Origin of the sequence: Shewanella sp. MTB7 (genome assembly GCF_027571385.1) — a bacterium.
Taxonomy (GTDB): domain Bacteria; phylum Pseudomonadota; class Gammaproteobacteria; order Enterobacterales; family Shewanellaceae; genus Shewanella.
Map to the genome: position 1 here is coordinate 4,941,922 of NZ_CP085636.1, position 12,806 is coordinate 4,954,727.

Annotated in this window: 11 protein-coding genes; 6 read left to right on the plus strand and 5 right to left on the minus strand. The window is 43.2% G+C overall.

Annotation, left to right across the window (positions count from 1 at the left end; translation table 11 throughout):
- The first annotated feature begins 60 nt into the window (after positions 1-60).
- The 4 genes from HWQ47_RS21545 (at position 61) to HWQ47_RS21560 (ending at position 4,095) form a co-directional block, all read left to right on the plus strand.
- Positions 61-1,008, plus strand: a complete 948-nt coding sequence (locus HWQ47_RS21545; RefSeq protein WP_269971824.1) for a bifunctional helix-turn-helix transcriptional regulator/GNAT family N-acetyltransferase — start codon at positions 61-63, stop codon at positions 1,006-1,008.
- Between the two features lie 123 nt (positions 1,009-1,131).
- Complete coding sequence (locus HWQ47_RS21550; protein ID WP_269968055.1) at positions 1,132-2,175, plus strand: NADP(H)-dependent aldo-keto reductase; 1,044 nt, start codon at positions 1,132-1,134, stop codon at positions 2,173-2,175.
- A 159-nt stretch (positions 2,176-2,334) separates the two neighbouring features.
- Positions 2,335-3,546: a cysteine desulfurase gene (locus HWQ47_RS21555; protein ID WP_269968056.1), complete on the plus strand. Its 1,212-nt coding sequence runs from the start codon at positions 2,335-2,337 to the stop codon at positions 3,544-3,546.
- Positions 3,547-3,654: 108 nt separating this feature from the next.
- On the plus strand, positions 3,655-4,095 hold the full coding sequence (locus tag HWQ47_RS21560) for a SufE family protein (RefSeq protein ID WP_269968057.1): 441 nt from the start codon (positions 3,655-3,657) through the stop codon (positions 4,093-4,095).
- A 1,014-nt stretch (positions 4,096-5,109) separates the two neighbouring features.
- On the opposite strand, the gene HWQ47_RS21565 is transcribed toward HWQ47_RS21560, so the two are convergent.
- Positions 5,110-7,029: a TRAP transporter permease gene (locus tag HWQ47_RS21565; protein ID WP_269968058.1), complete on the minus strand. Its 1,920-nt coding sequence runs from the start codon at positions 7,027-7,029 to the stop codon at positions 5,110-5,112.
- Between the two features lie 122 nt (positions 7,030-7,151).
- The gene (locus HWQ47_RS21570; RefSeq protein WP_269968059.1) at positions 7,152-8,075 is read right to left on the minus strand and encodes a TAXI family TRAP transporter solute-binding subunit; all 924 of its coding nucleotides are present in this window, start codon (positions 8,073-8,075) and stop codon (positions 7,152-7,154) included.
- A gap of 282 nt (positions 8,076-8,357) precedes the next feature.
- Between HWQ47_RS21570 and HWQ47_RS21575 the strand changes: the two genes are divergently transcribed.
- Positions 8,358-8,636 carry a peptidylprolyl isomerase gene (locus tag HWQ47_RS21575; protein ID WP_269968060.1) on the plus strand — a complete coding sequence of 93 codons (279 nt, stop codon included), beginning with the start codon at positions 8,358-8,360 and terminating at the stop codon, positions 8,634-8,636.
- Between the two features lie 285 nt (positions 8,637-8,921).
- On the opposite strand, the gene HWQ47_RS21580 is transcribed toward HWQ47_RS21575, so the two are convergent.
- Positions 8,922-9,812: a LysR family transcriptional regulator gene (locus tag HWQ47_RS21580; protein WP_269968061.1), complete on the minus strand. Its 891-nt coding sequence runs from the start codon at positions 9,810-9,812 to the stop codon at positions 8,922-8,924.
- Positions 9,813-9,919: 107 nt separating this feature from the next.
- Between HWQ47_RS21580 and HWQ47_RS21585 the strand changes: the two genes are divergently transcribed.
- Positions 9,920-10,531 carry a LysE family translocator gene (locus HWQ47_RS21585; protein WP_269968062.1) on the plus strand — a complete coding sequence of 204 codons (612 nt, stop codon included), beginning with the start codon at positions 9,920-9,922 and terminating at the stop codon, positions 10,529-10,531.
- A 6-nt stretch (positions 10,532-10,537) separates the two neighbouring features.
- On the opposite strand, the gene HWQ47_RS21590 is transcribed toward HWQ47_RS21585, so the two are convergent.
- On the minus strand, positions 10,538-10,912 hold the full coding sequence (locus HWQ47_RS21590; RefSeq protein WP_269968063.1) for a PH domain-containing protein: 375 nt from the start codon (positions 10,910-10,912) through the stop codon (positions 10,538-10,540).
- Positions 10,913-11,121: 209 nt separating this feature from the next.
- Complete coding sequence (locus tag HWQ47_RS21595; protein WP_269968064.1) at positions 11,122-12,033, minus strand: helix-turn-helix transcriptional regulator; 912 nt, start codon at positions 12,031-12,033, stop codon at positions 11,122-11,124.
- Positions 12,034-12,806: the final 773 nt, after the last annotated feature.

Below are 12,806 nucleotides of genomic sequence, written 5' to 3' on the forward strand. Positions count from 1 at the left end.
GTATAGAAGTCCATATTAACCGAGGACGTTAGATTGGCACTTATTAATCAATGCGATAATATTGAAGTAGATGAAAAGAGCGAATCCTGCACTCGAGTCAAAGCCCGGACGGGCCTGAGAACGGTATCTCGTCACATTGTCAGACAACTAGGTATGCTAAATTCAGCATTTGGGGATCTTCCCTTATCCCCAGCTCAGGCTCATACACTAATCGAATTAAGTAATGAAGCGATGTCAATCAAGCAACTCTCGCAACTGCTTAATATAGATAAGTCGAACGCCAGCCGAGCAGTAACACACCTGATCGACAAAGGCTTTGCTTACACCCAGAGCAACCCTAAAGATACCCGAAGCCTACTTGCCCATTTAACGCCTCAAGGGAAAAAGCAGCTACAAAAACTACACTATCAACAAAACACTATTTTCGATCAGATCTTATGTCAGCTCTCTCCAGAGGAAGCCACTAATATTGAGTCAGCGATGTCCGCCTACAATAAAGCCATCTGTCGCACCCAAGCTCAACAAGGCTATATCATCAGAGAGATAACTCCTGCAGATGATGTTGCTATCGCTCAACTAATAAGAGAGGTCTCTGCTGAATATGGGCTTACGGCGGATAAAGGCTACAGCGTTGCCGATCCCACCTTAGAGAGCACCAGTGCACAATATCAGGCCATGGGTTCACGTTATTGGGTCATTGAACTCGATGGGCTTATACTCGGTGGAGCGGGTATAGCTCCACTAAGCAATGAACAAGGTATCTGTGAACTGCAAAAAATGTACTTTAATCAACAGATAAGAGGCATGGGGTTTGCGAAACGTATGGGTTATCTAGCACTCAATTATGCCCGAAGACAGCAGTATCAAGCCTGTTATCTTGAGACCACAGCCTGTTTAAAAGAGGCGATTAACTTGTATGAAGCCATCGGTTTCGAGCATGTTTCACAGCATTTAGGCAATACGGGTCACGATGCTTGTGAATTACCTATGTTATTAAAACTAGGATAGTTTTATGTCAGTAACTTGCGTCCAGCCCCTTGTTTTATATAGATCATTTTTCTAGTCTTTTCCCTAAAAGCTTGCTAGCCTCAAGACGTCACCTTCGCACCATTACATTAGAGTGGAGATTTTATGGAATATCGTCGAATACCACATTCCAACCTTGAAGTAAGTGAGCTCTGTTTAGGAACCATGACCTGGGGTGAACAGAACACACAATCAGAAGCATTTGCCCAACTTGATTACGCCATCGAGCAAGGCATTAATTTTATTGATACTGCTGAAATGTATCCCGTCCCACCCAAAGCTGACACCCAAGGCGCAACCGAGCGCATCTTAGGTAACTATTTAAAGAAAACCGGTAATCGCGACAATTTAGTGATCGCAACTAAGGTCTCATCTCCAGGGGGAAAGAGCGATTTCATACGCCCTAATATGGCACTGGACTGGTGCAATATACATGAAGCTGTCGACACCTCACTGGCACGTTTACAGATAGAAACCATCGATCTATATCAGCTTCATTGGCCCGACAGAAACAGCAACTTCTTCGGCGAGCTCTCCTACCAACAGATCGATGATAACGAGAAGCTCACCCCTATCATTGATACCTTAGAAGCCCTTGCTTCACTACAAAAAGAGGGCAAAATCCGCTACATAGGCGTCTCCAATGAAACACCTTGGGGATTAATGAAATACCTGCAACTCGCAGAGAAACATGGTCTACCTCGAGTTATCAGCGTGCAAAACCCCTACAATCTGCTAAACCGCAGTTTCGAAGTAGGCATGGCAGAGATAAGTCATCGGGAAGAGGTGCCTCTACTGGCATACTCACCACTCGCCTTTGGCGCACTCTCTGGCAAGTACTTAGACGGCCAATGGCCTGAAGGTGCTCGTCTGACTCTATTTAAGCGCTTTGCCCGTTATACTGGTACTCAGCTCGCCCTCGATGCCACTAAAGCCTATGTAGAGCTAGCCCATGAGTTCAAACTCAGCCCAGCACAGATGTCATTAGCCTTTGTAAATTCACGTAAGTTCGTTGTCTCAAATATCATCGGAGCGACAAATCTTGAACAGCTCAAAGAGAATATCGACAGCATCAATACCAGCATTTCCCCTGAATTGATGATACGACTCGATGAACTGGCACTGATTTATCGGATGCCTTGTCCATAGTCCCAGTTTTAAGTAGCTCAAAAGAGGAAGCAAGACACAAGATCAAGGGGCATGATACAAATTGAGTATGCGCTAGCTTAAAAGCTGCTTACAATAGGCGATAAGATCTCCCAAGATCTTATCGCCTTATTTTTTGTTATCGACAATCGGACCCAAACCATGGACTTTCCTCAGCTGCGCGCTCAATTTCCCACACTAGAGCAAACTTTAGCGGGCTACCCACTGTGCTACTTAGATACTGCAGCCACCAGTCAAAAGCCTAAGCAAGTCATCGTAGCCATGAGCCGATATTATGAAACAGATAATGCCAATGTTCACCGGGCCGCCCACCAACTGTCATCCAGAGCCACCAGTCAATATGAAGCGGTGCGTGACAGTCTGACCGATTTTATCCATGCTAAGCGCCGTGAAGAGATCATCTTTACCCATGGCACCACTGAATCCATCAACATGGTCGCACACGGCTTAATCGAGCAAATTAAAACCGGTGATCTGATACTGATCGACACCGCCGCACACCACGCCAATATTGTGCCTTGGCAAGAGTTAGCCAAACGCACCGGGGCTATCATCAAGCCCATCCCGTTAACCGACGAATGTCGCCTCGATGAAGCCGCTTTCGATGCCCTGTTACAAGAAAAGCCCGCGATTGTTGCACTCAGTCATGTTTCCAATGCGTTAGGCACGCTCAATCCGATTAACGTTCTAGTCGCTCGCGCTAAGCAAGCCGGAGCAATAACCTTAGTTGATGGCGCTCAAGCTATCGCGCATCTCGAGGTGAATGTTCAGGAGTTGGACTGTGATTTCTATGTCTTTTCCGGCCATAAAATGTATGGCCCCACTGGCATAGGTGTACTCTACGGGCGCTTTGAGATATTGGACACCTTAACTCCGTTAATGACAGGCGGAGAGATGATTAAAAGCGTGAGCTTCGAGGCAACCCAATTTAATATCCTCCCTAATCGACTCGAAGCCGGTACGCCTCCTATTGCAGAGGTGATAGGTTTAGGCGCTGCTATCGACTTTATCAACGCCCTCCCCAGAGCCGACATTGCCAAGCAGGAAGCTGAACTTCTAAACTACCTGCAAACTCGGCTCAAACAGCTAGGTGATATCACCCTTTATGGTGCCAATGACAACAATATCGGCGCCGTGGCATTTAACCTGGCCGATGAGCATCACCAAGATGTCGGCATACTTCTCGATCAACAAGGTATTGCAGTCCGATGTGGTCATCACTGCGCTATGCCGTTAATGCAAAGCTTAGGGATCAAAGGCTGTTGCCGCGCGTCACTGGGGATATATAGCAGTAAAGAGGATATCGACCGTTTTATCGATGCGCTTGCATCGGTAAAAGAGATGTTGTTGTAAAAGATAGGTTCTAGGAAAAGCAGGTTCTAGGAAAGACTAAAACGGCAAAGCTAAGAAAGCCAAGTGCGGTTTTATTTTAATATAGTAAGCATTCAAATTAGGTCGAATATGAGTCAAGTATCACAGCCCTCTCAGGAAACATTTTTAGCGCTTAAGCTCGACAGCAACGAGATATTGCCGCTTTTTGAGCAAGCCAGTAACTGGCAAGAGCGCTATCGTCAAATCATGTTGCTCGGCAAAGCCCTACCAAAGCTTGATGAAGCGTATCGCATCGAATCGGCACAAGTCAGAGGGTGTGAAAACACCGCTTGGCTCTACCATAGTGCAATCGAAGACAAACACTATTTCGTTGCCGATAGCGATGCACGAATCGTCAAAGGGCTTATCGCCCTATTATTAACAGCCTGTCATGGTAAAACCTCTGATGAGATCGCCAGTTTCGACATTGAAGGCTACTTCGATATGTTAGGGCTAACGGGACAACTAAGCCCCTCGCGGACGAATGGCTTGTTTGCCTTGGCTAAGGCAATTAAAGCTTTTGCTGTTTAGTTTGGCAAACTTACCTAATAGTAAGTTTCAAATATTTTTTAGTTCATCAAGCTACGCTTGAATCTTCATTGTTAGACTACGTCTAACAACTAACGTCGTGGAATTCCATTCCCTTCTTGCAATAAAAAGTAGGCAAGGAGGGCTGTTCACCAATCCAAAAGCATCCATTCAAAAAGGCCAGTTCGCCTTGTATTCTCCCTGACGCCCGACGAAATCCATCTGAAAAGCAAAGGGTTTCCAACGGGGAATTGTTGTAACTTTAGGCTGCGTTTGAAGTAGCCATTAGGTATGACTACCCTATCTTCTTTCGACATTCATCAGGGGAACTTGTAAAGCCCGTCTCTCGCATTAACAAAAAGGTCAGCACTATCGCTCTAAAATAGCCGCTTAAAGCGAAAATAGTCAGTCAATAAGCATCATGCAAAGAGGCAAAAATTTAGAAAAGTTAAGGCCAAATAGCCATAGCTAGGAAAGTGTTGTCTTGACACACCGGGAGCGTCCATATATGTCCTGTCTTTTTTCCCAAGATAAAAGCGATTCACCACAGAGGGTGAGTATAACGGTAGTTATAAGATCACGAACGAGAGATACGAGGTCGCACTAGCACTTAGATATGGATATCATTACGAAGGTCACGGAGAAGATCAAAAGCCATAATCTCTTCCTCCATCTTTTTCTCCGTGAACTCTGTGAAGCGCAGCCTCTGTGGTGAGAATATCTTTTGTCTTTTACTCGCAGCGTAGCGATCTAGCAGTGAGCTTGCGAACGACCTAGTAGGCACAAAGTTCCGTCCTAGCAGGACGAAGCCCGCCCTTCTTGGCTTTAATTCAAAAGAATGGATCCCGGAACAAGCCCAGGATGACAGCAATGCAAATGTTCAGCTTGGCTTTTACTGTAAGCAGCGCGTTCCTGTAGCCGCAGGCTATTCCGTGAGCAGCGCGTTCCGTACTCATCAGCTTTTCTAGCAGTGAGTTTGGAACGACACTCGCAGGCACAAAGTGCCGCCCTAGCTAACTACCCTACTTCGAGCACATCTCGCGTTTTCCACTGCACTATAATCAAACCGACGATGAGTAAAATGCCAACAAACCCTGTACCCAATGGATTGAGTAGAATTAACGGTACTGTCATCAGTGCAATCACTCTTTCTACTCTCGATAATTTACGCAGCAGGTACCCTTCGATGGCGATGGCAATAGCGATGATAATCGCCGTAGTCTGTGCGATGGCAAATACAAACTCGAGCATACTTGCATCAGGACTGAGTAGATCGGTATAGGCCATCATGATCGGAATGATAAACAGGCCACCAGCAAGTTTGAACGCTTCGACTGATGACTTCATTGGATTAGCATTGGCCACACCCGCGCCTGCAAAAGCCGCTAAAGCAATGGGTGGAGTCACATTCGATGTTTGTGACAGCCAAAATACAATAAGGTGCGCTGTTAACAGCGGCAAACCAAAATCCCCTAACATGGGCACCGCCATGACTGCGAGTACAATATAGGCCGCAGTGACAGGTAATCCCATCCCCAATATCAGCGCCACAATACTGATAAGCCCCAGCGCCACCAACATATATCCGCCAGAAAACGCCATGACAAACTGAGTGAACTGTAAACCGATCCCCGTCTGCCCTACCACGCCGACAATAATACCCGCGGCGCCACAGGCCGCCGAGATTGGTAGCGCCATCAAGGCACCGTTTTTCATCCCGCTAATAAACTTAGTGAACCCGATACGGCTATGTTTACGTAACGCAGCAGTGACCAAGATAGCGGCACAACCTGCAACCCCTACTAATAGCGGCGAATAGGCCATCATCAAGAGTGTCGTGATCAACGCCAATGGAATTAAGTGGTGGGCGCCTTGCTTCATCACAGTAATCACCGCTTCAGTGCGACTCACAGCTTGCAGGTTTAACTTACATGCCATCAAATGCACGTAGAGCAGTGTACAAAAGAAATAGAGAATAGCGGGTGCGATTGAAGCCAGCATGATCTCACTGTAAGGAACGCCAGTAAATTGAGCCATCACAAAAGCTCCCGCCCCCATGATGGGCGGCATGATCTGCCCACCAGTCGAAGCAGCGGCTTCGATCCCTGCCGCCTGTTCTGGCTTATAACCGAGCTTTTTCATCATAGGAATGGTGACAGAACCTGTGGTCACCGTATTGGCAATGGCAGATCCTGAGATAGACCCTAAACCCGCGGATGCCAGCACTGCCGCCTTAGCTGGGCCACCTCGGTATTTCCCCGCAATAGAGAAAGCCAAGTCGATAAAGAACTTACCTGCCCCCGTCACTTCCAAGAAGGCCCCAAAGAGCACAAAAATAAACACAGTGGTTGCCGCAATACCAAGAGCTGAACCAAACACGCCATTGGCTGAATAGATCTGAAACTGGATCAACTCCTGCAATGAATAGGATTTTGTCGCAAACGCATCAGGCAACAGATTGCCAAAAGCACTATAGGAGAGAAAAATAACGGCAATCAATACCATCACCCAGCCGACAGTACGTCGACACCCTTCCATCAACAGCACAATCAAAGCGCAACCTGCGACTAAGTCGACCATCCCCAATCCATAGAGAAGATGATCAATATCGTTATAATCAAATATCGACATCCGATATGCGCCAAACAAGGTTAGCCCGCAAAGCGCTAAATCAAACACTCTCCCCGGCAGGTATAACTGACTTTTGCGATTCTTTATCAAGGGATAGTGCAGGAAAATAAGCACCAATACCCAACTCAAATGAACGGGTCTGAAATAGGTCGCAGAGATGGTCGAGGTGATACCCTGCCAGATCTGAAAAGCCGACAGTGCTACGGCAATAATCAACACCAGATAACCAAGTAGCTTGATAGACCGCTCTTTAGCCAGGCTTAAACTGGGATCACTCGTTGGGAGTAGATCTGAATGAGGAGCCATCTTTTTTATCCTCTTATTACTTTTATTATTGTTTTTTGGAAAATCAGGGAAAAGCAGAAGGAGAAATAATACAGAGCTGAAAGTTAGCCTTCCAACTCTGTATAAATACCAACCAATATAAATTACTGCAATGAATCAAAATATTTCTGTGCACCCGCATGCAAAGGCACGCCTTTGAGACGGTTGGCATTAGCAGGTGTGGTCATATCAGCCGCCTTAACTACTTTACGCACCTGATCAATATTCTCAAATGCTGACTTTGTCAGATTGTAAGCCATGTCGTCACTCATCTTGGCATTGACCACCAACACGTTCCACACACTCAATGTTAATATCGCTGGCACCTGATTATAAGTATCTGCTGGAATGGTGTAACTGCTGTAAGCTGGGAACGCCTGAATAAATGCAGCACTCTCTTTGGCTGAAATAGGTAAGATATTAATATCATGGGTTAACGCAACCTGAGTGACCGCACCCACCCCTTGGCCGCCGACAATAAAGCCAGCATCAATTTGACCATTTGCTAACGCATTGGTGGTTTCAGAATAATTAAGGTATACCGCATCGATATCCTTTTTCACGTCGATACCAATAGATTCAAGCAGCGCCGCAGAAGTTACTGCCGTTCCACTAGCAGGAGCCCCCAATGAGATACGCTTACCTTTAAGATCTGCCAGAGAGGTAATGCCTGATTTATCTAACGTCAGGGCATGGACCAAATTAGGGTACAAGGCAAACAAGGTCTTAACCGGCAGCTTACCCTTAAACTTGCCCTCCCCCTTATACGCATCCAACACCACATTGCCCATGGCGATACCAGCAATCATATCGCCACGAACGACCTTAATGGTGTTCTCAACTGACGCTGCGGTCACTTCAGCTTTCACATTTACATCGGGGATCTGTTCAGACCATACCTTAGCTAACGCGCCTCCAAATGGATAGTAGACGCCGCTTTGTCCACCCGTACCAATAGAGTAGTTTTCAGCATGAGCCACCGAGGGTAAAACAAGCAGTAATGCTAGGGTAAGCGCACGATACAACATAGGTTTCTCCTTAAAGAGATAGGATACTTTTATTATTTTGAGGTTGTTAGATTGATCCTTAAATTAATGCTTAAGCTAGTGCTTAAGCTAGTGCTTAAACTCGAACTTAAATAGAATCAAAAACCCTTATTTATTAGTGGTTTTACACTTAAATCTGATAATAATAGTCACTTAAGGGCAGAGTAATGTCAAGGTATCGAATGGTCTAAATAGATAGGTTCTTACCATCATTCTCGGTATAATCCGTGATCAGCGTTTACCTATCGATTCAGAGTGAAAAACATGTCAAAAACCGCTTGCGCACTGCATATTTTAGTCAAACATAAAGAGCTGGCCGAAGATATTATCCAGAAACTCAATAAAGGCGCAAAGTTTGATGTACTTGCCAAGAAACACTCAAGTTGCCCATCAGGGAAAAATGGTGGCAGTTTAGGGGAATTTAAGCGAGGCCAGATGGTGCCTGCTTTTGATAAAGTCTGCTTTAACGAAGCACTCATCACCCCCCACTTAGTAAAAACCAAATTTGGTTGGCATGTCATAAAAATCCTATATCGCACTTGATGAAGATATAACAGATTTCTGCAGCCTTCGAATGAAGGCTAGTTACATTTTCTAGTTTGGTTCATTTAGCTTTATTGTTATTGAGACATGTGTTTGAAGGTTTTACCTTCATAGTCATCTATCGCTTGCAGCGACCTATGTGGACTATTTCTTTGAGAGTGTTCTGCGAAACGCGCACCTACACGGGGTTATCAATGTAGTGGTCAACTAAATTTGATCACAGTTTTATATTCAAACCAGCACCTCCGCTCTAACTCATTTGAGCTATCTCCGATTGTCTCTGTTTCAAAATAGAAGTGGCCCTCTAAGTGACTCTTCAGGTACGCACTCACTTAACGTATGTTGCAACCAGTTGATAAACTTAGTCTCCAAAGAGGTTGATTCTCTTTCCTGCTTGAGCAAAACATAATGGTGACCTGAGCGGATAAACCCAAAAGGAGCGATCAACCTCCCCTGTTTTAAGTCATCAGCCACTAAAGGATATGAACCAATAGCAGCGCCTAAACCATCAACTGCAGCCTGAAAACAAAAATAAAAATGAGCAAACGTTTGCTCACTATGACCTAAATCCATATTCAATGTTGAATCTGCCAACCAATCTTTCCAAGCAGAGATCCGGCTTTCACTATGCAATTTAATCACTTTGCTAAGATCCCCTTTAACCCTTAGCCAATATTCAGGAGAAAACACAGGACCAACCCACTCTTCGACCAATTCAATTTTTTGATGAGCAGAGTGCAATTCAAAATCATCACGGCGAATAGCCATAGATAACCCAGTCACTCCTAGGGCCACTGGACCACCAGCAGTAGATAATCTAACATCTCCAGAAGTATCATCATGGAAAACTGACAGGCGTGGCATTAACCATCGCATCGTTAAGGTGGGTTCACATGATACCTCTATACATTGTTGATTAACGTGTCTAACCTTACTCACTCCCAACTCTAAAGTCTGAAAAGCCTGAACCGTATACTCCTTTAATAGTTCCCCCTCTTTAGTCAGATAAACATGCCTACCTTGTCGATAGAACAAAGATTGTTGTAGATAATTTTCCAATATTTTTATCTGCTTACTCACCGCTCCATGGGTAATAGAGAGCTTCTCAGCGGCTTCTCTATAACTGGTTGAGGCCGCTGCAATATGAAAAGTATGAAAAGCTTTCAGATGTCTCATTGGTGAATTTAACTCACAGTTCAAAGGCCATTTTTTCGATTATAGACAGCAAATACAGTTGCTACAATAGTGTCATTAATTGAACAATTATCTATAGGACAAAATAAATGGAGTGGTTAAGTTTAGCGGTATTAGGAATACTGATCGTTATGAGTCCTGGTGCTGACTTCGTCTTAGTATTAAGAAACAGCTTAAATCAGGGAAGAAGGATTGGCCTTTGGACTGCTATCGGAGTTAGCCTAGCCATTACCGTGCATATCAGTTACTCCATGCTTGGTATTGGTTACTTAATATCACAAAATGAATTGTTATTTACCCTTATTCGTTACGCTGGAGCAGGCTATTTAATCTATCTAGGCATTATAGGATTGCTCTCAAGCAATCAAGCTATCGATACCTCAAGCTCTTCAAGTAAACAAAGTACGGCACTAAGCGCCATGACTCAAGGGTTTCTCTGTAATCTATTAAACCCTAAAACTATGCTGTTTTTCTTGAGTATATTCAGTCAACTGCTCGGCTCTGAACAGTCGAATCAATCGGAAGCACTTATCTATGGACTCTATATGATTGTTTTGCATGCTTGCTGGTTCAGTGTTGTCGCAATCCTCTTTACATCAAAGCGATTACAAAGTCACCTTAACCGAATTAAACAAAAAATAAACCAAGCCTGTGGTGCAGGCTTAATTATTTTAGGTATCGCATTAGGTTTCAAATCTTAATCAGAACTAAAGAGAAAAATTGGCGATAGTCTTCTGAATGCCGACCACATCGGTGCCTTTTCTAAGCTCTTTAACCAGTGGATCTTTTTGACCGGAGATCCACAGCTTCAACTCTGAATCCATATCGAATCGTCCCGCAGTTTCCACTTCAAAATGGGTGATGGCCTTGTAAGGAATAGAGTGATAGCTGACTTTCTTGCCTGTCAAACCTTGCTTATCAATTAAAATCAGACGCTTATTAGTAAACACAAACATGTCACGAATGACTTTGTAAGCCAAGTGCAGTTGCTCATTATCACCCATAATTGGGTTAAGCTCTTCAGTTAACTCTTCTAAATTAACTTCTGAGGCATTGCCCATTAACGAATCTAATAGTCCCATTTATCTTTCCTTAAAGTTATCAACTAGTAGAAAGGTAACATAAACGAGTAGGAAACAAGCTGACTAATTCGATGAAACACGCAAGCTAGTTACGTCTAGAGCTAGGATTTGATCAACAGCACCAATAGAAAGAGTTAACCTCTACCATCGGCCCTATAGCAGATGTTGTTCACCCCATGTCCTAACGAGCCGCAGCTCCTTGATACTCGTTATACTAAAAAACACTTGTTAATTTGCGTGGCTACTATGCGAGATGTTTCTATCCCACTTCTCATATCCATATGATTAATTCGGTATTGTTTTGGTGTAAGTTTCATTAGTTCTTTAAACTTAGTGTTATAACTTGAGATAGAAGTAAAACCGACTTCAGCACAAATATAGGAGATGGAGTTATCAGTTTTAACCAGTAAACTTGCCGAACGTCTGACTCTTTGCTCTATAACATACTGCCAAAAAGTAATGCCCATATTGGCATTAAAGAATCGAGAGAAAGTACTCACACCCATATATATCTGCCCAGCAACCATTGCAACCGTTAGTGGTTCGGTAAGGTGCTCTTGAATATAGCGAATGCATGTATTAAGTTTATCTTCAATCTTTTTGACATGATTTATTTCAATATAGTCTTCAAGAAGAATTTGCTTAGGCTCCTGTTTAGATAACTTATCAAGTATACCGAGAATATTCAAAACCTGAGAAAATTCAAATGAATTCTCTATAAAATTGAACTCTTTACCAATTCCAGTTATTTGTTCCCCTTCATATAATAAGCCATTTCTGGCATTCTCTAGCATAGACTTCACCTCGGCAAATTGCTGGCTGTCAATGAAAGTCAAGCCCATCCCATTTAGTCTGAAGTGCAGAACATCACAATCCAAAGTTTTATTACGATACGATGATTTAGTGTCCAAAGAAAGTCGGAACGGGTTAAAGGGAGCAAGCAGAACAATCTGTCCAATATTAAGTCGGTAATGAACATTAGTAAGGTGTAAAGTACATCCCGTTGTTTTGGGACGTATTAACACGTAATCAGCCCCAAAAATCATATACTGTGTAGCTGATAATTTTTGCAAATCAAATACAACAAACTTGGGAGTATTTGAAACGATTTTTGTAGGCATTATCCCCCTCCTTAATTTAAAATATTCTAGTCATTTTACCATCGCAAAGCTATCCATTAACGTTGAATTTGTGACCGTTACGTGGTCTCCATTCAATTCATACCACTTAATGAGATCTCAGCACTACAATTTGAAAGATCAAGCTCGTCAAACACTTGTCTATACCTAAGCAAGCTGAAAATACTATTAAAGAGTATTTGTGCGAGTTCAATTCTAGACGCATTAGCCTAGCTAATGGTGAGATCCTTATTAAGCTAATGAAAGCTAACGCGTCCTGCTCTCACCCCTTACCTACACACCAGCGGAAACAACAAAGCAAGCTTGCACAAAGCCTTGCATGATGGTTTTTGCTCTTCATTATCAAGAACTAGGTGTAATCATGCAATATTACGAGTCTGATAAGACCCCTTATGATCTAATCATGTTGACTCTATTATTTGCCTATTAATATCGTATTAATGCTGAGAACTAACGAAATAATGCTTGCATAATATTCCTTATCGATAAAATCGTATTTAGAATACTTACACCATCCTGAACTCGAGCAGAATTCCGTTAAAAAGTAGCATGATTTCGATATCTACCAAAATGCCAATATATAATGATAGTTAAAGTAAAAATGTGAAAATCAAATACCCTTTTACTTGAGAATATAAGATCACAGTTGTAATAAGACTATGTAATAGATAGGTTTATTATTGCCAGCAATGATATCAACTAACTACATAGATGCATTCTATGACTCATCTTCTTGGAATATTTGTTAATAAAAA